The 20,957-nt window shown below is 72.6% G+C and carries 16 protein-coding genes and 1 pseudogene; 13 read left to right on the forward strand and 4 right to left on the reverse strand.

Features of this window, described 5'->3' with window-relative positions; translation table 11 throughout:
• The first annotated feature begins 114 nt into the window (after positions 1-114).
• The 4 genes from VXC91_RS20475 (at position 115) to VXC91_RS20490 (ending at position 4,174) form a co-directional block, all read left to right on the forward strand.
• Positions 115-513, forward strand: a complete 399-nt coding sequence (locus tag VXC91_RS20475) for a hypothetical protein (RefSeq protein WP_329508742.1) — start codon at positions 115-117, stop codon at positions 511-513.
• A 303-nt stretch (positions 514-816) separates the two neighbouring features.
• Entirely contained in the window at positions 817-1,665 is an 849-nt protein-coding gene (locus tag VXC91_RS20480; RefSeq protein WP_329508743.1) for a GNAT family N-acetyltransferase, read from the forward strand.
• 131 nt (positions 1,666-1,796) lie between these two features.
• Entirely contained in the window at positions 1,797-2,366 is a 570-nt protein-coding gene (locus VXC91_RS20485) for a GNAT family N-acetyltransferase (RefSeq protein ID WP_329508744.1), read from the forward strand.
• A 107-nt stretch (positions 2,367-2,473) separates the two neighbouring features.
• Complete coding sequence (locus VXC91_RS20490) at positions 2,474-4,174, forward strand: proline--tRNA ligase (protein WP_329508745.1); 1,701 nt, start codon at positions 2,474-2,476, stop codon at positions 4,172-4,174.
• A gap of 171 nt (positions 4,175-4,345) precedes the next feature.
• Here the strand turns inward: VXC91_RS20490 and VXC91_RS20495 are convergent, their stop codons facing one another.
• From VXC91_RS20495 to VXC91_RS20505, 3 genes are all read right to left on the reverse strand, one after another.
• Positions 4,346-5,248, reverse strand: a complete 903-nt coding sequence (locus VXC91_RS20495; protein ID WP_329508746.1) for an aminoglycoside phosphotransferase family protein — start codon at positions 5,246-5,248, stop codon at positions 4,346-4,348.
• 56 nt (positions 5,249-5,304) lie between these two features.
• On the reverse strand, positions 5,305-5,787 hold the full coding sequence (locus tag VXC91_RS20500; protein WP_329508766.1) for a ferritin-like domain-containing protein: 483 nt from the start codon (positions 5,785-5,787) through the stop codon (positions 5,305-5,307).
• Positions 5,788-5,852: 65 nt separating this feature from the next.
• Positions 5,853-6,404 (reverse strand): hypothetical protein, encoded by a 552-nt coding sequence (locus VXC91_RS20505; RefSeq protein WP_329508747.1) that lies wholly within the window; start codon positions 6,402-6,404, stop codon positions 5,853-5,855.
• Between the two features lie 214 nt (positions 6,405-6,618).
• Here VXC91_RS20505 and rimP point away from each other — a divergent pair, with 214 nt between their 5' ends.
• The 9 genes and pseudogenes from rimP to VXC91_RS20550 all read left to right on the forward strand — a co-directional run bounded on the left by rimP (position 6,619) and on the right by VXC91_RS20550 (position 17,599).
• Positions 6,619-7,128 (forward strand): ribosome maturation factor RimP, encoded by a 510-nt coding sequence (gene rimP / locus VXC91_RS20510; protein ID WP_329508748.1) that lies wholly within the window; start codon positions 6,619-6,621, stop codon positions 7,126-7,128.
• A gap of 2 nt (positions 7,129-7,130) precedes the next feature.
• Positions 7,131-8,126, forward strand: coding sequence for a transcription termination factor NusA (gene nusA, locus VXC91_RS20515; protein ID WP_329508749.1), 996 nt, complete (start codon positions 7,131-7,133; stop codon positions 8,124-8,126).
• Positions 8,127-8,253: 127 nt separating this feature from the next.
• The gene (locus VXC91_RS20520; RefSeq protein WP_329508767.1) at positions 8,254-8,535 is read left to right on the forward strand and encodes a YlxR family protein; all 282 of its coding nucleotides are present in this window, start codon (positions 8,254-8,256) and stop codon (positions 8,533-8,535) included.
• A 178-nt stretch (positions 8,536-8,713) separates the two neighbouring features.
• Positions 8,714-11,773, forward strand: coding sequence for a translation initiation factor IF-2 (gene infB / locus VXC91_RS20525; protein ID WP_329508750.1), 3,060 nt, complete (start codon positions 8,714-8,716; stop codon positions 11,771-11,773).
• 253 nt (positions 11,774-12,026) lie between these two features.
• The gene (locus tag VXC91_RS20530) at positions 12,027-12,320 is read left to right on the forward strand and encodes a DUF503 domain-containing protein (RefSeq protein ID WP_329508768.1); all 294 of its coding nucleotides are present in this window, start codon (positions 12,027-12,029) and stop codon (positions 12,318-12,320) included.
• A gap of 38 nt (positions 12,321-12,358) precedes the next feature.
• Positions 12,359-12,808: a 30S ribosome-binding factor RbfA gene (gene rbfA, locus VXC91_RS20535; RefSeq protein ID WP_329508751.1), complete on the forward strand. Its 450-nt coding sequence runs from the start codon at positions 12,359-12,361 to the stop codon at positions 12,806-12,808.
• Positions 12,805-13,710, forward strand: a complete 906-nt coding sequence (gene truB, locus VXC91_RS20540; protein ID WP_329508752.1) for a tRNA pseudouridine(55) synthase TruB — start codon at positions 12,805-12,807, stop codon at positions 13,708-13,710. Before rbfA ends, truB begins: the two co-directional genes overlap by 4 nt.
• Positions 13,711-13,934: 224 nt before the next feature.
• A pseudogene (locus VXC91_RS20545) lies at positions 13,935-16,507 on the forward strand (hypothetical protein); the annotation flags it as partial.
• Between the two features lie 138 nt (positions 16,508-16,645).
• Positions 16,646-17,599 (forward strand): bifunctional riboflavin kinase/FAD synthetase, encoded by a 954-nt coding sequence (locus tag VXC91_RS20550; protein ID WP_329508753.1) that lies wholly within the window; start codon positions 16,646-16,648, stop codon positions 17,597-17,599.
• A gap of 131 nt (positions 17,600-17,730) precedes the next feature.
• On the opposite strand, the gene VXC91_RS20555 is transcribed toward VXC91_RS20550, so the two are convergent.
• Entirely contained in the window at positions 17,731-20,670 is a 2,940-nt protein-coding gene (locus VXC91_RS20555; protein WP_329508754.1) for an SCO5717 family growth-regulating ATPase, read from the reverse strand.
• Positions 20,671-20,957 lie beyond the last annotated feature (287 nt).

A 20,957-nucleotide genomic window follows, 5' to 3' on the forward strand; every position in this document is an offset into this window, starting at 1 on the left:
AGAGCCCTCGGTCTCCGTGGCCGGCTGAGCCCCTCTTCCTTACACGTCACCTGCGCCCCGTCACACGGTCCGTGACGGGGCGCAGGTGTTTCCCGCGTTTCCTGGACAGCTCCGATGTACAGCGGGAACGAGGACATCCCGATCATGGACACGGTGTCCCACGAGCAGAAGACGGGGATGACCCCGCCGTACGACCAGCCGTCGGCGATCTGGACCTCGCTGCCGCGCCTCACCGAGTCCAGCTGCAAGGTCCCGGACTACTGCCCCACCGGCACCGTCACGGTGAGTGAAGCTGTCGTCGCCGACGGCGACTTCGCCACCTGCGCCGACAACAAGGGGGTCCTGTCCGCCAGTTACACCCTCGACCCCGGCCGGGTCCGCAAGGTCACCCTCCTCGGGATCAACCAGCGGGAGTGGTCGCCGACCTACAACAGGGAGACCTTCGGGCGGAAGCAGGACTCCGCGCGGCTCAAGGACTACACCGTGCCCGACAGTGACGAGGGGAACACCTGACGTGATGTAAAGGTCGGTGTGCTGGAAAGCGCCAGAGGGATTCGCTTCATCGACCTCGGCGACCGTCCGCACACCCGTCACATCAGGCTGGATGGGGCGACGACCTGGTCAGCGGCCACCGTTCCCGCCTTCCACCGGCAGCCGGGAATCGGCGAGATCCAGGTCCGAGGCGGCCACCCCACGGGCCGGGGCTGAACCGATGGTCCCTCCGCGCCGCCCACGAGCCGAGAGACCGGGCGGCGCGCCACCGGCGCGCCAGGTACAGTGCGGAGATCAGCAGACCCCAGGGTGAGGCTCCCGCACGTGTTGACGCAGACCACCACCAGGGTCCTCGAACCGAGTGACCTGGACGCCGCGCTCGCCGTTCTCGACCGCGAGCCGGTCATGAACGCCTTCGTGTCGTCCCGCGTCCACGTCGCGGGCCTCGACCCCTGGCGCCTCGGCGGCGAGATGTGGGGCTGGTACGAGGACGGCATGCTGACGTCGTTGTGCTACGCGGGCGCCAACCTCGTCCCGATCTGCGCCAACCCGCGCGCGGTGCGGGCCTTCGCCGACCGCGCCCGGCGCGCCGGCCGGCGGTGCTCGTCCATCGTCGGCCCCGCCGAACCCACCGCCCAGCTGTGGCGGCTGCTCGAGCCCGGTTGGGGCCCGGCCCGCGAGGTCCGCGCCCACCAACCCCTCATGGTCACCGACCGTATGCCCGTCGACATCGCCCCGGATCCGTATGTCCGCCGCATTCGCAAGGACGAGATGGAGACGATCATGCCGGCCTGTGTGGCCATGTTCACCGAGGAGGTCGGCGTCTCACCGCTGGCCGGCGACGGCGGGCTGCTCTACCAGGCCCGGGTCGCCGAACTCGTGGGCTCCGGCCGTTCGTTCGCCCGCCTCGACGACAACGGAAAGGTCGTCTTCAAGGCGGAGATCGGCGCGGCCACCCCTCAGGCGTGCCAGATCCAGGGCGTCTGGGTCGCTCCCGAATACCGCGGCCAGGGCCTCGCGGCCCCCGCCATGGCGGCGGTCCTGCGGTACGCGCTGGCGGATGTGGCCCCGGTGGTGAGTCTGTACGTCAACGACTTCAACACCCCGGCGAGGCGGACGTACCTGAGGGTGGGCTTCCAGGAGATCGGGGCGTTCATGAGCGTGCTGTTCTGAGGAACCGCGGCGGCGGGGCCGCGGGACACTGCGGTTCGGCAGCGTGGGTACGGGAAACCGCCGCCGGTCCGCGGGCGGACGACCGTCGTCCCCGGCGTCGTCCCGCGAAGTGCCCCGGTAGGCTCCCCGGCATGCTGCGCTTTCCCGGTCGAGGTCACCGCGAGCCCGACGAGGTCGTGATCGGCCCCCTGGACCTGTCCGCCCGCGTTGACGAGGCGCTCGCCGTACAGGCCCTGGCATTCGGGCTCGGGGCCGACGAGATCGCCGTGCGCCGCCAGATCGTGCTGCGGCACATGGCCTATCCGGGGGCCCGTGCGTTCGGAGCCACCCTCACCGACGGACGGCTCGTCGGATTCGTCTACGGCATGCCCAACGACCGCACGCACTGGTGGTCCACCGTCGTCGAACCGTATCTGCGGGCCCAGGGCCACGACGCATGGCTCGACGACTCCTTCGTCATCACCGAACTGCATGTCCATCCCCACTACCAGAACCGCGGCATCGGCCGGGCCCTTATCACCACCATCACCGCGGGTGCGACGCAACCGCGCTCGATCCTCTCGGCGATCGACGTCGACAGCCCGGCCCGCGGCCTGTACCGCTCGCTGGGCTACGAGGACCTGGCGCGGCAGGTGCTTTTTCCCAGCGCCCCCAAGCCGTACGCCGTGATGGGCGCCCCGCTCCCCCTGCGCGGGCGCTGACGAATTTCCGCCCGCACCGGCTGCCCGGCTAACCTCCTAGCCATCACCCTCCCCCACTCTCGGCTGCGCTCGAGCGGGGGACCCCCTTCAGCAGGAGTCGAGAGATCATGGCGAACGCACCGGTCCAGCGCATGTCCCAGTTGATGGCGAAGACGCTGCGCGACGACCCGGCGGACGCCGAGGTCCTCAGCCACAAGCTGCTCGTCCGCGCGGGCTACGTCCGTCGTACCGCCGCCGGGATCTGGACCTGGCTGCCGCTCGGCAAGAAGGTCCTCGCCAACGTGGAGCGGATCGTCCGCGAGGAGATGGACGCGATCGGCGCCCAGGAGGTGATGCTCCCCGCCCTGCTGCCCCGGGAGCCGTACGACGCGACCGGCCGCTGGGACGAGTACGGCGCCGAACTGTTCCGGCTCAAGGACCGCAAGGGCGGCGACTACCTCCTCGGCCCGACCCATGAGGAGATCTTCACGCTGCTGGTGAAGGACCAGGCGTCCTCCTACAAGGACCTGCCGGTGATCCTCTACCAGATCCAGACCAAGTTCCGGGACGAGGCCCGGCCGCGAGCGGGCATCCTGCGCGGCCGCGAGTTCCTGATGAAGGACTCCTACTCCTTCGACCTCGAGGACGAGGGCCTTGCCCAGTCCTACGCCCTGCACCGCCAGGCCTACCAGCGGATCTTCGAGCGGCTCGGTCTGGACTACCGGATCTGCGCCGCGACCGCGGGCGCGATGGGCGGTTCCAAGTCCGAGGAGTTCCTCGCTCCGGCAGAGGCCGGCGAGGACACCTTCGCCGACTGCCCGAACTGCGACTTCGCCGCGAACACCGAGGCGATCTCCTACCCGCTGAAGCCGGTGGACGGCTCGGGGGAGCCCGCGCTCGAGGAGATCCCCACCCCCGACACCCCGACCATCGAGACGCTCGCCGCCTCCCTCGGCGTCCCGGCCTCGGCCACCCTGAAGAACCTCCTCGTCAAGGTCGACGGCGAGATCGTCGCCGTCGGTGTCCCCGGCGACCGCGAGGTCGACATGGACAAGGTCGAGGCGCACTTCGCCCCGGCCGCGGTCGAGCTGGTCACCGTTGAGGACTTCGTGGGCCGTCCGGACCTGGTCCGCGGCTATGTGGGCCCCCAGGGCCTGGAGAAGGCCACCTACATCGCCGACCCGCGCGTGGCCCCCGGCACCTCCTGGATCACCGGTGCCAACAAGGAGGGCATGCACGCGAAGAACGTGGTCGCCGGCCGCGACTTCGAGGTCGACGCGTACGTCGACGTCGTGGTGGTGCAGGAGGGCGACCCCTGCCCGCGCTGCGGCACCGGCCTCAAGCTGGACCGCGCCATCGAGATCGGCCATATCTTCCAGCTGGGCCGCAAGTACGCCGACGCCCTCAAGCTCGACGTCCTCGGCCAGAACGGCAAGCCGGTCCGCGTCACCATGGGCTCCTACGGCGTCGGCGTCTCCCGCGCGGTGGCCGCGCTCGCCGAGCAGACCGCCGACGAGCAGGGCCTGTGCTGGCCCAAGGAGGTCGCCCCGGCCGATGTGCACGTGGTGGCGGCCGGCAAGGCCCTGCAGACCGAGCTGGCCCTCGACGTCTCCCAGAAGCTGGCCGCGGCCGGCGTCCGCGTCCTCGTCGACGACCGGGCCGGTGTGTCCCCGGGCGTGAAGTTCACGGACGCCGAGCTGATCGGGGTGCCGCAGATCCTGGTGGCGGGCCGCCGCTCCGCCGAGGGCGTCCTGGAGCTGAAGGACCGCAGGACGGGCGAGCGCGAAGAGCTCACGATGGACGAGGCGATCGCGCGCCTCACGGCCTGACCTCCCCGAGGTCCCTCGGGGAGGCCGCCGCTTCGGCGGCCCGCCACCGGCCCGGCCGTGGCGTTCCCCTGCCGGGCCCGCACGTCATCGCCGAAACGGCCGCCGGCCACCGACCGGCGGCCGTTCGCTGTCGGCAGGACCGGCGGTCGCGCACCGGTCCCGACGCTCCCGTCACAGCCAGCCGGCGAACTCCAGCAGCAGTTCCGCGTCCTGCGCCCGGCCGACGCGCAGGGCCCGCACCCCGGACTCGACCGCCCGGAACAGCGTCCAGCCGCGCAGCCGCTCCTGGTCGAGCTCGAGCGACTCCGCGAGCCGCTTGACCCGGCGCCGGGTGATCGACGCACCGGAGGGTGCCGCGATGAGGTCCTCCACCCGGTCGCGCACCAGTCGCGCCAGGTCGAAGGCGCACTCTCCGACCACCGGATCCGGGCCCACGGCCAGCCACGGCATCCGCTCCCCGGCGAGCACCTTGCTCTGTCGGAAGGTGCCGTGCAGCAGTCGCTCCTCGGGCGGGGCGGCGAGCAGCTCCTCGCGGGCCGCCAGCGCCGCGTTCACCAGCGGCGCCACGTCGGGGTCGGTCTCGGCACCCGCCCGCATCGCCTCGGCCTGCCGCCCCGTCCGCCCGGCCACCGTCTCGAAGGAGTGGCCGGCGGAGGGCTCCACCCACAGCCGGCGCAGCGTGCCGGCCGCTTCCAGCAGGGCCTTCGCCTCCGGCAGCGAGCGCACGGACATCTCGGGATGCAGCCGCTCCAGCAGCAGGACACCGTGCTCCGGGTCGGCGTCCAGGAGCCGTACCGCGCCGAACCCGCCCCAGTGGGCGAGCGCGGCGCATTCGCTCTCCGGTCGTGCCTGCGGTGGCGCCAGCTTCAGCACGGCGGGCGTTCCATCGGACTGCCGCACCAGCACGACCAGGCCGCTGCGGCCACCCGGCGCCTGAACCCGCTCCACGGTCAACTCGCGTAGATCGACGGCCTGTCGGGCCAGCCCGGGGAGCTTGTCGAGCCACTCGGCGCCTCCGTCCCGCTGCGTCTCGCCGAGCGCCCGCAGGAGGCGCTGCGGCGGTTCGAAAGCCATGCGCGAGTTGTTCCTTTCCAGGTCGGCTTCGCACGCGTGCGGTGTGCGCGTACGCCTCACGTCCGCGGTGTCGTCACCGAGGTGGCCGGGGTGGCCGCCGCCCGCTCGGCGAGACCAGGGAAGGCTACGCTCTCGCCGCTCCAGCGCACCGCACGCACCGCCGCCTCCCGCAGCGCCCCGGCGGCGAAGCCGCGCCTGGCGCCGGTCGCCGCCCGGACGAGGTCGGAGTACACCCCGGCCACCCGCTCCTCCAGCTCGGCGGCGAGCCGTACGGCGGCGGCGGAGTCCGTGACCGGGAAGGGCAGCGCGTACCCGGCCGCGGCGGCGTCCGGCGTGCCGCCCAGGTCCCTCACGGTCCGGGCCAGGTCGTCGCGTCGTGCGCGATGGGCGTCGTAGGCCGCCCGTGCCTCCTCGCGCCTTGTCTGCTCGATGCGCCCACCGACGACGCCGTAGCCGTAGACCGCGGCGTGCTCGGCGCGCAGTGTGGCCTGCAGTGCCGTGAGCTCCCCGGTCCCGGATTCCGGGGTGCCGGTGGTCATTGCCGGGGCGCCGGTGGTCGTGCCCGGGGCGCCGGTGGTCGTGCCCGGGGTGCCGGTGGACGTGTTCACTTCGCGCCTTCCGTCAGCAGGTACGCGTGCGCGGCGCCGGCCGCCGCCACGGAGGCCATCAGCCGTGCGAGCTCGCCGGGGACGTCCAGCAACGCCTTGGCCCGCCGGTCGGCGAGGGTCCGCTCGGCGGAGGCCAGCTCCGTGAGCGCCGACTTGGGGTCCCTGGGCACAGGGGAGGCGCTGGGCGAGGCGGCCGCCGACGCCGACGGGGACGGCGATGGGGACAGCAACGCGGACGCCGACGGGGACGCCGAGGTGCCGGAGCCGTCGCGAAACGCCTCGGCGTGCCTGACGACCTCCGCCCGCAGCGGCCGCAGTCGCGCCGCCAGTGGCGGATGAGCCGCGATCACGGCCGCGTACCGGTCGGCCAGCGCCTCGCTGTCGCGGGCCGCACGTGCGCGGGCCCGGTCGGCGGCCGAGAGGCTGCTGCCGCCCGAGGCGGCGGAGCCGGGAGCGCCGGAGCAGCCACCGAGCAGGGCGGCGCCCGCGGCCGAGGCGAGCAGACTCCTTCGGCGCAGGGCGGTGCGCGGGTGCGGGGGGAACGGCACGGCAGACGTCCTCGAATGGCCGGAGACGAAGGGAAGGGCGGCGCTTGTGATCACCGTACCGGTGCCCCGCCCCGGTACTCGCCACCGGCTCGGCCGATCGCGCCCGCGCCCGGCGGTCGGCGCAGGTGGACGGCAACACGGCCCGGGACCGGATACCCTTTGACCTGACACGCGACCATCCCACAACAGCACACGCGGCCGAGGAGTCACCCGGATGAGCACCACCCAGAGCGAGAGGCTGCGAGAACTGCTGGAACCGCTCGTCAGCTCCCAGGGACTCGATCTCGAGGAGATCGCCGTGGACTCCGTCGGGCGCAAGCGTGTACTGCGTGTCGTCGTCGACTCCGACACCGGTGCCGACCTGGACCGGATCGCCGATGTGAGCCGTGCGCTCTCGGCGAAGCTCGACGAGAGCGACGGGATGGGCGAGGGCGCGTACGACCTCGAGGTCGGAACGCCGGGCGCGGAGCGCCTCCTCAAGGAACACCGGCACTACGTACGCGCCGTCGACCGGCTGGTGAAGTTCCAGCTGGCGGAGGGCGGCGAGATGGTCGCCAGAATCCTGAAGGTCGACGACGAAGGCCTCGACCTCGAAGTGCCCGGTGTGAAGGGCCGCAAGGCCACGGCCCGCCGACTCGCGTTCCCGGACATCACCAGAGCGCGCGTCCAGGTCGAGTTCGCCCGCAAGGACAAGAAGGACATTAAGGAAGAGGAGGAGGCGTAGCCGTGGACATCGACATGAGTGCCCTGAGGGGCTTGGTACGGGAGAAGGAGATCTCCTTCGACCTGCTGGTCGAGGCGATCGAGGCGGCCCTCCTCATTGCCTACCACCGCACCGAGGGAAGCCGCCGCCACGCGCGCGTGGAGCTCAACCGGGAGACCGGCCATGTGACCGTGTGGGCGAAGGAGGACCCCGAGGACCTGGAGGAGGGGCAGGAGCCGCGCGAGTTCGACGACACCCCGTCGGGCTTCGGCCGCATCGCCGCCACCACCGCCAAGCAGGTCATTCTGCAGCGCCTGCGCGACGCCGAGGACGACGCGACGCTCGGAGAGTACGCGGGCCGTGAGGGTGACATCGTCACCGGTGTGGTCCAGCAGGGCCGCGACCCGAAGAACGTGCTCGTCGACATCGGCAAGTTGGAGGCCATCCTGCCGGTGCAGGAGCAGGCGCCGGGCGAGACGTACGAGCACGGGAAGCGGATCCGGTCGTACGTCGTCCGGGTGGCGAAGGGTGTGCGCGGTCCGTCCGTGACCCTGTCCCGAACCCACCCCAATCTGGTGAAAAAGCTGTTCGCGCTAGAGGTGCCGGAGATCGCCGACGGTTCCGTCGAGATCGCCGCGATCGCTCGTGAGGCCGGTCACCGTACGAAGATCGCCGTGAGGTCCACCCGATCGGGCCTGAACGCCAAGGGCGCCTGCATCGGCCCGATGGGCGGCCGAGTGCGCAACGTCATGGCCGAGCTGAACGGCGAGAAGATCGACATCGTCGACTGGTCGGACGACCCGGCCGAGATGGTGGCGAACGCCCTCTCGCCGGCCCGTGTCTCCAAGGTCGAGGTGGTCGACCTCGCGGCCCGCTCCGCGCGCGTGACGGTCCCCGACTACCAGCTGTCGCTGGCGATCGGCAAGGAGGGGCAGAACGCCCGGCTTGCGGCCCGGCTCACCGGCTGGCGGATCGACATTCGACCCGACACCGAGCAGCCCGCCGAGAGGCACGACTGAGGCATCTGACCTCGGCAAGGGACGGGTCCTGGCCGTGGGTCGCTGAGATCACGACAGTTTCGTGCGCGGCAGGTGTTCGAATCTTGCCCCAAAGGGGTGAGGTCGCCGCGGGGAGGTAGACTTGAGCGTGTCTGGCCGGACGCATGCCCGCGCATGCCCTGAGCGCACCTGTGTGGGGTGCCGGGAGCGAGCGGCCAAGATCGAACTGTTGCGCACCGTGGTGGTCGAGGGCGATTGTGTCCCCGATCCTCGCGGTACGCTGCCTGGCCGGGGTGCGTATGTGCACCCTGTGTCGGCTTGTCTCGACCTGGCGGTCCGCCGTCGGGCGTTCCCACGGGCGCTGCGCGTCCCGGGTCCGCTCGACACAAAGACGTTGCGCCAATACGTCGAGCAGGCAGAAAGTTGCTGAGCAGCACCTTGCCGGGCAGGCAACACCGAAAGACGTGTCGTACGGAAGCCCCCGTGCGGCCTGGTACCTCGCGAGTCGAAAGCAGGTCGAGATTGCGATGAGCACTCGATGAGTACGCGATGAGTACGCCCATGAACTAGCGACGGTCCGGCCGCAACCCGGACCTCAAAGGAGCGAAGTGGCTAAGGTCCGGGTCTACGAACTCGCCAAGGAGTTCGGTGTGGAGAGCAAGGTCGTCATGGCCAAGCTCCAGGAACTCGGTGAATTCGTCCGTTCGGCGTCCTCGACGATCGAGGCGCCCGTAGTACGCAAGTTGACCGACGCCTTGCAGCAGGGCAGCGGCGGTGGTGCGAAGCCCGCCGCGCGCAAGGCCGCACCGGCGAAGCCGGCCGCGCCCTCCCCGGCGCAGGCCGCCCGTCCGGCTGCCCCGCGCCCGGCGGCGCCCAAGCCCGCGGCCGCCGAGCGGCCCTCGGCTCCGACGCCGGGTCCGCGCCCGACGCCGGGCCCGAAGCCCGCGCCGCGGCCCGCCCCGGCGGCTCCCGCCCCGGGTGCGCCCGAGTTCACGGCCCCGCCGACGGCTCCGGCCGCCCCGGGCCCGCGTTCGGGCGCCCGTCCCGGCCCCGGCGGCCCGAAGCCGAGCGCCCGTCCGGCCGCGCCCGGTCAGGGCCAGGGTCCGGGCGACGCCCGGGCCGCGCGTACCGGTTCCCCGCGTCCGGGCGCTCCCGGCCCGCGTTCCGGTGGTCGTCAGGCAGGTCCCCGTCCCGGTAACAACCCCTTCACCTCCGGTGGCTCCACCGGCATGGCGCGCCCGCAGGCGCCCCGGCCGGGCGGCGCCCCGCGTCCCGGCGGTCCCGGTGCCCCCGGTGCTCCGCGTCCGCAGGGCGCGGGCCAGGGTCCCCGTCCCCAGGGTGCGGGCGGCGGTCCGCGTCCGCAGGCTCCGGGCGGTTCCCGGCCGACTCCGGGGGGCATGCCCCGTCCGCAGGGCGGTCCGCGTCCCGGCGGCGGCCCCGCGGGTCCGCGTCCGAACCCCGGCATGATGCCGCAGCGTCCCGCTGCCGGCCCGCGTCCCGGCCCCGGCGGCCGCGGCCCGGCCGGTGCCGGTCGTCCCGGCGGCGGTCGTCCCGGCGGTGGCGGCGGTGGCTTCGCCGGCCGTCCCGGCGGCGGTGGCGGTCGTCCCGGCGGTGGCGGCGGCGGTTTCGCCGGTCGTCCTGGTGGCGGTGGCCCTGGTGGCGGCGGTGGCGGCTTCGGCGGTGGCGGCGGCGGCCGTCCCGGCTTCGGAGGTCGTCCTGGTGGTCCGGGCGGCCGTGGTGGCACGCAGGGTGCGTTCGGCCGTCCCGGCGGTCCGGCGCGTCGTGGCCGTAAGTCGAAGCGGCAGCGCCGTCAGGAGTACGAGGCCATGCAGGCCCCGTCGGTCGGCGGTGTGATGCTGCCTCGCGGCAACGGCGAGAGCATTCGCCTGTCGCGCGGTGCGTCGCTCACCGACTTCGCGGAGAAGATCAACGCCAACCCGGCGTCCCTCGTCGCCGTCATGATGAACCTGGGCGAGATGGTCACGGCCACGCAGTCCGTCTCCGACGAGACGCTGCAGCTCCTCGCGGGCGAGATGAACTACGAGGTTCAGATCGTCAGCCCCGAGGAGGAGGACCGCGAGCTGCTCGAGTCCTTCGACATCGAGTTCGGCGAGGACGAGGGCGGCGAGGAGGACCTGGTGGTCCGTCCGCCGGTCGTCACCGTCATGGGTCACGTCGACCACGGTAAGACCCGACTGCTCGACGCCATCCGCAAGACGAACGTCATCGCGGGCGAGGCCGGCGGCATCACCCAGCACATCGGTGCCTACCAGGTCTCGACCGAGGTCAACGACGAAGAGCGTCGGATCACCTTCATCGACACCCCGGGTCACGAGGCGTTCACCGCCATGCGTGCCCGTGGTGCGAAGTCGACCGACATCGCGATCCTGGTCGTCGCGGCCAACGACGGCGTCATGCCGCAGACGGTCGAGGCGCTCAACCACGCCAAGGCGGCCGACGTCCCGATCGTCGTCGCGGTCAACAAGATCGACGTCGAGGGTGCCGACCCGACCAAGGTGCGCGGTCAGCTGACCGAGTACGGCCTGGTGGCCGAGGAGTACGGCGGCGACACGATGTTCGTCGACATCTCCGCCAAGCAGGGTCTGCACATCGACAGCCTCCTGGAGGCGGTCGTCCTGACCGCGGACGCCTCGCTCGACCTGCGGGCCAACCCGCACCAGGACGCGCAGGGCATCTCGATCGAGTCCCGTCTCGACCGCGGCCGGGGTGCCGTGGCGACGGTCCTCGTCCAGCGAGGCACGCTGCGGGTCGGCGACACGATGGTGGTCGGCGACGCGTACGGCCGCGTCCGGGCGATGCTCGACGACAACGGCAACAACGTGGCCGAGGCCGGCCCGTCGACGCCGGTCCAGGTCCTGGGTCTGACCAACGTCCCGGGTGCGGGCGACAACTTCCTGGTGGTGGACGAGGACCGTACGGCCCGTCAGATCGCCGAGAAGCGCGCCGCCCGCGAGCGCAACGCGGCCTTCGCCAAGCGCACGCGCCGTGTGTCGCTGGAGGACCTGGACAAGGTGCTGAAGGCTGGCGAGGTCCAGCAGCTGAACCTGATCATCAAGGGCGACGCTTCTGGTTCCGTCGAGGCCCTCGAGTCCTCGCTGCTCCAGCTGGACGTCGGCGAAGAGGTCGACATCCGCGTCCTGCACCGCGGCGTCGGTGCGGTCACGGAGTCCGACATCGACCTGGCGATGGGCTCCGACGCCATCGTGATCGGCTTCAACGTCCGCGCGGCCGGCCGCGCGGCGCAGATGGCCGAGCGCGAGGGCGTGGACGTCCGGTACTACTCGGTCATCTACCAGGCGATCGAGGAGATCGAGGCGGCCCTCAAGGGCATGCTCAAGCCGGAGTACGAAGAGGTCGAGCTCGGTACGGCGGAGATCCGCGAGGTCTTCAAGTCGTCCAAGCTGGGCAACATCGCCGGTGTGCTCATCCGGTCGGGCGAGGTCAAGCGCAACACCAAGGCGCGCCTCATCCGCGACGGCAAGGTGGTCGCGGAGAACCTCAACATCGAGGGCCTGCGTCGCTTCAAGGACGACGTCACCGAGATCCGCGAAGGGTTCGAGGGCGGTATCAACCTCGGCAACTTCAACGACATCAAGGTCGACGACGTCATCGCGACGTACGAGATGCGCGAGAAGCCGCGGGTGTAACAGCCTCCGGTTCGCGCCGGCCGACGGGACGTGGTTCCCGTCGGCCGGCGCGCCGTGTGGGGGTGTCGCCCCTCACACCACCGCCCAGGCCTGAGCGGCCCCGTCCTGGAGCAGGGACGGGCCGAGTCACGCCCGGACGGGCCCGGTGAAAACCCCGTCGAGCCGCTCCGGTGTTCGTTGTACGGTTTTCGTGTCCCTGCCCATACCGACGGCGGGGCCGTCGATCCCGTACCGGCGGGTCATCCGGACGCACATGTACGTGGGGACTCTGTCCTTCGACCTCCTCCTCGGCGACGTACGGTCGCTGAAGGAGAAGCGCTCCGTCGTCCGTCCGATCGTCGCCGAGCTCCAGCGGAAGTTCGCGGTGAGCGCGGCCGAGGTGGACCACATGGATCTCCATCGGCGGGCACTCATCGGGCTCGCGATGGTCTCCGGCGACGCGGGGCATCTGACTGATGTACTGGACCGGTGCGAGCGGCTGGTCGCCGGGCGCCCCGAGGTGGAGTTGCTGTCCGTCAGACGGCGCTTCCACGGCGACGACGACTGAACCGAGAAGACAGACAGGAAAGAACGGGAGACGGACCAGTGGCCGACAACGCGCGGGCGAAGAGGCTGGCGGACCTCATCCGAGAGGTGGTGGCCCAGAAGCTGCAGCGCGGGATCAAGGACCCGCGGCTCGGCTCGCACGTCACCATCACGGACACCCGGGTGACGGGCGATCTGCGGGAGGCGACCGTCTTCTACACGGTGTACGGGGACGAGGAGGAGCGGAAGGCCGCTGCCGCCGGTCTGGAGAGCGCCAAGGGCATCCTGCGCTCCGAGGTCGGACGGGCCGCGGGTGTGAAGTTCACGCCGACCCTCAGCTTCGTCGCGGACGCCCTCCCGGACACCGCGAGGACCATCGAGGACCTGCTCGACAAGGCGCGCGCCTCCGACGCGAAGGTACGCGAGACGGCGACGGGTGCCTCGTACGCCGGTGACGCCGACCCGTACCGGAAGCCCGGCTCCGACGAGACGGACGACACCGCCGAATGACCCAGCAGCACACCACGCCCGACGGCCTCGTCATCGTCGACAAGCCGTCGGGCTTCACTTCGCACGACGTCGTCGCCAAGATGCGCGGCATCGCAAGGACGCGGCGCGTCGGCCATGCCGGCACCCTCGACCCGATGGCGACCGGCGTGCTCGTCCTCGGTGTGGAGAAGGCCACCAAGCTCCTCGGCCACCTCGCGCTGACCGAGAAGGAGTACTTGGGGACGATCCGCCTCGGCCAGAACACCGTCACGGACGACGCCGAGGGGGAGGTCACCTCCTCCGCCGACGCCTCCGCGATCACCCGCGACGCCGTCGACGCCGGGATCGCCAAGCTGACCGGCGACATCCTGCAGGTGCCGTCCAAGGTCAGCGCCATCAAGATCGACGGAGTGCGCTCCTACAAGCGGGCGCGCGAGGGCGAGGACTTCGACATCCCGGCGCGGCCGGTCACCGTCTCCTCCTTCTCGCTGTACGACGTCCGGGGTGCCGTCGCCGACGACGGCACCCCGGTGCTCGACCTGGTGGTCTCCGTCGTCTGCTCGTCCGGCACCTACATCCGGGCCCTCGCCCGTGACCTGGGCACGGACCTCGGGGTCGGCGGCCACCTGACCGCGCTGCGGCGCACCCGCGTCGGACCCTACAAGCTGGACTCCGCCCGCACGCTGGAACAGCTCCAGCAGGAGCTGACCGTGATGCCGATCGCCGAGGCCGCCGCGGCCGCGTTCCCGCGCTGGGACGTGGATGCCCGGCGCGCCCGGTTGCTCAAGAACGGTGTGCGTCTGGAGATACCCGACGAGTACGCGGGTGCCGGTCCCGTCGCGGTCTTCGATCCCGAGGGCGGGTTCGTGGCGCTCGTCGAGCAGTTCAGGGGGAAGGCGAAGAGCCTGGCCGTGTTCGGCTGAGACCTGCCCGTGGAGCGGCGAACACGGGGCTCGGGCCGCCGCTCCACGGTCCCCCTCGGTTCCCCCTCACAGAGGTGTATCCATCCCCCTTCGTTCATCCACCCCACCGGGCAGGCGCTCGGAGTGAACCGAGGGAGTGGAAGGGGGCGCGTTCGCTGCGTGATCTGTCCCGCTGATCATCGTCGGCCTACCGTCGGATCCAGGTACGGCGGGGAGGTTCGGGCATGGCGGGACGAGACTCTCGGACGGCGAACAGCGGCCGGGAGGGGCGCAGCACGGGGCCCGGACTGGTCCGCCTGTGGGACCCGGCGGGACGCCCGCGCGGCACCGGGTTCGCCGTCGACCACGACGGCACGGTGATCACCGGTCACGAGGCCGTCGACGGCATCGAAGGGCTGCTGCAGGGGCCGGACGAGCGTGTCTGTGCGGTGAGCGCGGCGGCGGTGACCCCGCTGCCGCACGCCGGACTCGCCCTCGTCCGCACCGAGGGGCTCGGCCTCCAGCCGCTCCCCGTCACGGTGCGGGACCGCATCGAGACCGGTACCTACGTCCGGATCGCCGCGGGCGACTGGCGCGAGGCACGCGTTCTCGCCACGACGGCCGTCACCTACCGCGCGCCGGACCGGCACCACCGCTTCGACGCCGCACTGGAATTGGCGGGCACCGCCGGCACCGAGGCGCTCCGCACGGGCGGCGGTGCGGCCGGTGGCCCGGTGCTCGACGCCGCGACCGGCGCCGTGCTGGCCGTGCTCGGCACCGCGCTGCACACGAAACACCGGACGACGGGGTTCGCGGTGCCCCTGCTCGGGCTCGGACAGCCGCTGGAGGGGCTGCTCGCCCGCAACGCGGAGACCGTACCGGCGTACGGCGCGGACCTGAACCTCGCGGGGGTGCTCGCACTCACCGCGTCGGCGACGGGGTCGAACGACCTGCCCGACGCCCCCGGGCCCGTCCGACGCGCCGCCGCCATCGGGGAGTTCGCCGCCTTCGACAAGGGCACGGCGGCCGTCCTCGGGCTGGTCGGGCCGCCCGGCAGCGGTCGTACGACGGAACTCGCCTCTCTCGCCGCACGGCGTACAGGCGGATCTGAACCGGCTCCCGTGCTGTGGCTGCGTGGGGCGGACCTGGAGGGCTCGGACACCTCCCTGGCCGACGCGGTGGGACGGGCGCTCGAGCGGTCGGGCCGGATCATGGCGGCCGGGGGGTCAGCGGCCGACCGCGCAGGTGAGCCGGGCGACCTTCGCCCCGAGCGCCTGGCCCGGGTGGCACGGAACGCCGGACGCCCGCTGCTGCTGCTCCTCGACGACCCCGAGCGGATGCCGCTCGCTCTCGCCCACCGGCTCCCCGAGTGGACGGCGGCCACGGCCGCCTGGCTGCGCGAGACCGGGACGCGGCTCGTGGTGGCCTCTGCCGTCCGGAGTACTGGGAGGGAGCGGGTGCGGAGTTTCCGAGGGAGATGCTGCACCGGGGGTGGGCCCCGGCACCGAAGTCGCCCGGGAACCTGCCGGCCCGTCCACCCGCTCGCATGCAACCGAGATCATGGGAAGGCAGGGCTTCGCGCCACGGTCCCCGGCCCACCTGCCACCCTGCGTCCGGCTCGGCGCCCTCACCCCCGCGGAGGCCCGCCAGGCCCGCGCACGCCACGGCATCCCCGACGGTCTGCTCGAGGACACCGACGCCCGGCACCCTCTCACGCTGCACCTCCTCGCGGAGGTGCGCGCGGCCCTTCCCGCCGCCGTCGAGGCCCCCGGCACACCTCAGGCCCGCATCGACCGCCACCAGGTCCGAGGAGGAACCGTCCGCGGTGTGCAGGGCCGTGGATCGCTGGGCGCACGAGGAGCGGCCGCCACGACGTACGGCGGCGGTGGCCTACGGGCTGCGGGCCGCCCCGTACGTCCGCGCCGAGGCCGATCGCGAGCTGCTGCGCCACGCGGCCCTGGCCATGCTCGCCCGTCCCGCCGACTGCACCGTGCACGGCGGTGCGCTCGCCCTGCTCGTCCATGACCCGCTGACCCGCGCCCGGTATCTCCCGCAGGCCCTGGCGCGCTTCGCCGCCGGCGATCCGCGGCTGCCCGCAGGCACCCTGGTCACCGCGCTCGCCACCCATCCGGAACCGGTGCTCGACGCGTTCCGCACCCGGCTGCGCCCGTGCGGCCCGGACGTGGAGGAGATCCTGCACACCCTCGCCGACGCCACGACGCCGGCCCTGGCCCACCGGGTCGCCGGCCTTCTGCGCGACCTCGTGGCGCTCCACCCGGAGACGGACGCCCCTTCCGCCTGCACGGGACCGGCGGCGGGCCTCGGGGAGCACCTCGCCGCCCAGGTCGGCAGGCGCCTGGAGGACGGCCTCGCTCAGCGCGCCGTCCTCCTGCCGTTCGTCGCCGGGTTGCTCGACGGCGGGACGCCGCAGCTGCGATCGGCGCTCGCCGCGGCGCTGGCAGCGCCCGGACGCGAGGAGTCCCGGCCCCTGCGCCGGGAACTGCTCGATCTGCTGCTCGTGCAGGAGCGGGACCCCATGGTCCTCGACCGTCTGCTGGGCGCCGCGGCCGATGGACTGCACCGGGGCGGTGAGGAGCACGCCCGCCAGGTGATCCACCGGGTCGGCCTGCTCCTGGCCCGCACGCCCGAGGGCGCCGCCCGCTTCGACCGCGGCCTGTTCGATCTTGCCCGGCACGTCCCTGGCTTTGCCCGGCTCGTCGCCCGCTGGCTGACCGAGGCGCCCGGAGAATGGGCCGTCCTGGTCGGCCCGAGCACGCGCCGCATGATCGAGAACCTGGGGGGCCTACGGGTCCCGGCCTGACTTCACCGGCCCACGGTGCTCGACGTGCCGCCCGTCACAGCGCCCATGCCGATGCAATCCGAGACCCTTCGGCATGGCACCCTAGACCTGCGTATGAGGCAGACACGGACACGGGTTCGACGAGGAGCGGTCACAGTGCAGCGCTGGCGTGGCTTGGAGGAGATCCCCCAGGACTGGGGGCGCAGCGTCGTCACCATCGGGTCCTATGACGGAGTCCACCGCGGACACCAGCTGATCATCCGGCATGCCGTGGAACGTGCCCGCAAGCTGGGCGTCCTCTCGGTGGTCGTCACCTTCGACCCGCACCCCAGCGAGGTTGTGCGCCCCGGCAGCCACCCGCCGCTGCTCGCCCCGCACCACCGCCGCGCCGAGCTGATGGCGGAGCTGGGCGTCGACGCGGTCCTCATCCTGCCCTTCACCACCGAGTTCTCCCGGCTCTCGCCCGCGGACTTCGTGGTCAAGGTCCTGGTCGACAAGCTGCACGCCAAGGCTGTGGTCGAGGGCCCGAACTTCCGCTTCGGCCACAAGGCCGCCGGAAATGTGGAGTTCCTGGCCGAGCAGGGCAAGACCTACGACTTCGACGTCGAGGTGGTGGACCTCTACGTGACCGGAGAGGCAGGCGGCGGCGAGCCCTTCTCCTCCACGCTGACCCGGCGGCTGATCGCCGACGGCGACGTCGAGGGGGCGCGAGAGATCCTCGGGCGTCCGCACCGGGTCGAGGGCGTGGTGGTCCGCGGCGCCCAGCGCGGCCGTGAGCTCGGCTTCCCGACCGCCAATGTGGAGACGCTTCCGCACACCGCGATCCCGGCCGACGGCGTCTACGCCGGCCGGCTGCACGTCCAGGGCGAGGTGATGCCGGCGGCGATCTCCGTCGGCACGAACCCGCAGTTCGACGGCACCGAGCGGACCGTCGAGGCCTACGCCATCGACCGGGTGGGCCTCGATCTGTACGGACTGCACGTCGCCGTCGACTTCCTGGCGTTCGTCCGCGGCCAGGCCAGGTTCGAGTCGCTGGACGCGCTGCTGGAGCAGATGGCGGAGGACGTGAAGCGCTGCCGGGACCTGATCGCGGCGGACGACGCGGACTGAGCCGGGAACGGCCCGGGCACGGCCGTCCTTCATGGGAAAGAGCTCGTACGACGACGGGGCGGCCCGCGCCTGATGGCGCGGGCCGCCCCGTTCTCGTCCCCGTCGTGTCCCCCGTGCCGGAGACCGCCCGGCTATTGCTCGGGCGGCGGAGGCGGCGCCTGCCCCGGCTGCGCGGGATAGGGCTGATGCGCCGGCGGGTAGGGCTGCTGGGCCGGGGGACGGGGCTGGTCCGGCTGCGGCGGTGCGGCCTCACCGGTGTGCGGCCCGCCGGGCTGCTGCGGCAGCCCGGGCTGGGCGCCGGGCTGAGGGTAGGGAAGCTGTGCGTATCCCTGGGGAGCCTGTGGCGGCGGCGGGACCTGGCCGGGCACGGACTGCCCGTGGACCGGTGGGTGAGGGATGTGCGGCCCGGGCATGGGCTGTCCCGGGACCTGCTGACCTGGAACGTGCTGAGCCGGGATCTGGCCCGGCACGCCCTGGCCCGGGTACTGGCCCGGAAGCGGCTGGCCCGGCATCGGCGGCGCGGCGACCGGGGGCGGATTGCCGTCCGACGTCCACAGACCGTGCGACTGCTGGTGCCGTGCGATGTCCTCGGCGACCATCGCGGCCAGCGTGAAGTACGCCTCCCGCACCTTCGGCCGCATCATGTCGAGGTCGACCTCGGCACCCGCTGCCAGGTGCTCGTCGAACGGCACCACGACGACGCCACGGCACCGCGTCTCGAAGTGCGCGACGATGTCCTCAACCTTGATCATCTTGCCGGTCTCGCGGACCCCGGAGATGACGGTGAGGGACCGCGCGACCAGGTCCGCGTACCCGTGGGCCGACAGCCAGTCCAGCGTGGTGCTCGCGCTGCTCGCGCCGTCGACCGAAGGCGTCGAGATGATGATGAGCTGGTCGGCGAGGTCGAGGACCCCGCGCATCGCGCTGTACAGCAGTCCCGTTCCGGAGTCCGTGAGGATGATCGGGTACTGCTTGCCGAGCACGTCGATCGCGCGCCGGTAGTCCTCGTCGTTGAAGGTCGTGGAGACGGCCGGGTCGACGTCGTTGGCGATGATCTCCAGACCGGAGCGGGCCTGCGAGGTGAACCGGCGGATGTCCATGTACGAGTTGAGGTACGGGATCGCCTGGACCAGGTCGCGGATGGTGGCGCCGGTCTCGCGGCGCACCCGGCGGCCGAGGGTCCCCGCGTCCGGGTTGGCGTCGATCGCCAAGATCTTGTCCTGCCGTTCGGTGGCGAGCGTGGAGCCCAGCGCCGTGGTCGTGGTGGTCTTGCCGACACCGCCCTTGAGGCTGATGACGGCGATCCGGTAGCACGACAGGACCGGCGTGCGGATCAGGTCGAGCTTGCGCTGCCGCTCGGCCTCCTCCTTCTTGCCGCCGAGCTTGAACCGGCCACCGCCGCCCGCCGGACGGCTGCTCTTCGCCTTCTGCCTCTTGTTGTTGAGCAGCCGGTCGGAGGACAGCTCCACCGCGGCGGTGTAACCCAGCGGTGCCGCCCCGGGGTTGGTCGGCTGCCGCTGGTCGTGCTGAACGGGCTGCGGCCAGGCGGCACCGGCGCGCGGGTCCGCCGGGGGCTGCGGCTGAGCGGGCGGCTGCGGGAAGCCGTAACCGCCCGACTGCGCCGGTACGTTGGGGGCGGCCTGCGGGGGGAAGCCATAACCGGGCTGCGGGGCGGCCGGGTTCGGCGTGGGCACTCTCGGGTGCGGGGGTGCGGACGGAGGCTGCGCCTGCGGAGCCTGGGCGTTGGGCGCCTGCACATGCGGAGTCGGCGCCTGGGCGTTCGACTGGGGGAAGCCGTAGCCGCTCTGCGGCGGCATGGGGACGCCCGGCTGCGGGGAGCCGTAGCCGGCCTGCGGGTGCGGGGCGTTCGCGGCGGGCGTCGGGGGCGTGGGGACGCCGGGCTGGGGGAAGCCGTAGCCGGTGGGCTGACCGGGGGCGGGTGCGCTCGGCCCGGGCTGCTGCCAGGCGGCGGGCGCGGGATGCGGTGCCTGCGGCTGGAGCGGCTGCTGCTGCGTCGGCACGGTCGGCTGTGCGGGGACCTGCCCCTGCGCGGCGGGGGAGGGTGGTGCCGCATGGGGCGCCACGGGCCACTGCGCCGCCGGACCGGGCGCGGCCGGCTGGTAGGCGGGCGGCAAGGGCGGAACCGTGCTCTGCGGTACCGGTGGCGGTGTCCAGCCCTGCGGCGGCTGTACGGTCCCGGAGGCGTCCGGGGAGTCCGGCCGGGTGCCCTGTGCCGCTGTGCTCTCGCCGTGGGTGCCCTGGCCCGCGGCGTCCGCCGAGTCGGTGTCGCCGTCGGTCGACGTGGCGTCGGGGACCGGAGCCGGGGACTGCGCTGCCGAGTCCGTCTCCTGCGCCGAGCCCGTCTCCGGCGCTTCGGGGGAGGCGGTGTCGCCGGACGGCTCAGCCGCGCCCTCGCCCGGCGTTTCATGAGCGGAGCCGGAGTCGCCCGCGTCCTGAGCGGCGGAGGTCTGCTCGCTCTCGGCACCGGTGGCGTCGGGGCGGCCGGCCTCGGCGTCGCCGGGCGACGCCTGGACGGCAGCCTCCGCCGAGGGCGCGGTCAGTTCGAAGTCTCCCGCGTGCCGGGCGCCTTCGCCGCCGTCCGTACCCGCCCCCATGTCCCCGGCCGCCTTGCCGGCGGTGGCCGGCTGCTCGAACTCGCGTTTCAGCGCGTCCGGGGAGAACCGCATCGTGGCGCCGCTCTGCGGATCTCCGCCCGAGGGCTCGGCCGCGGCCGCATCGGCCGGTGGCGTCCACACGGGAAAACCCTCGTCGGATCCCGTGTCCGGCATGTCGGCCGGGATGTTTGCCGGTGCCGTCGACGCGGGCTGCCCGGACGTGCCCCCCTCCGGGGAAGGAGCCGGAGGCGCGAGCGGAACGGGAGCGGCAGGAGCCGGAGGCTCGGCGGCCGCCGAAGTGTCCGCCGACCCGCCTGAAGCGTTCTGCGTGTACCAGGCGGGTGGCGCGTAGTCGATGGTGAACTCGCCCGTCATCTCGATGGCGGACTCGGCGTCGGACTGGTCATCGTCGGGTGAAGCCCAGCCCCCGCGGATCCCGTTCCGATCGCTGTTCACAGTTCCTCCTGGTGTGGTCGAGCACCCTCATGCCGTGCTGGGGCGACCGCTCTCGTGGTACGAAGTCGTCCGACGCCGTCCGATTCCGCCAGGCATGTCCCCCGGGCGCCGTCGGCCCGCCACAGGTTCAGGTGTGGCGCCCACTCCCAGCCTAATCATCACGAGCGCCCTCGGGGCAGGCCCGACCATGGCCCCGTGTCCGGTCAAGGCGCCGCCCGCTGGCCGAAGGTGACGCGCGAACAGGTGAAGACCCCTCACAAAGCGAACACCGATGGCGTGCAAACCGG

This window comes from Streptomyces chiangmaiensis, from assembly GCF_036281785.1.
GTDB lineage: Bacteria > Actinomycetota > Actinomycetes > Streptomycetales > Streptomycetaceae > Streptomyces > Streptomyces chiangmaiensis.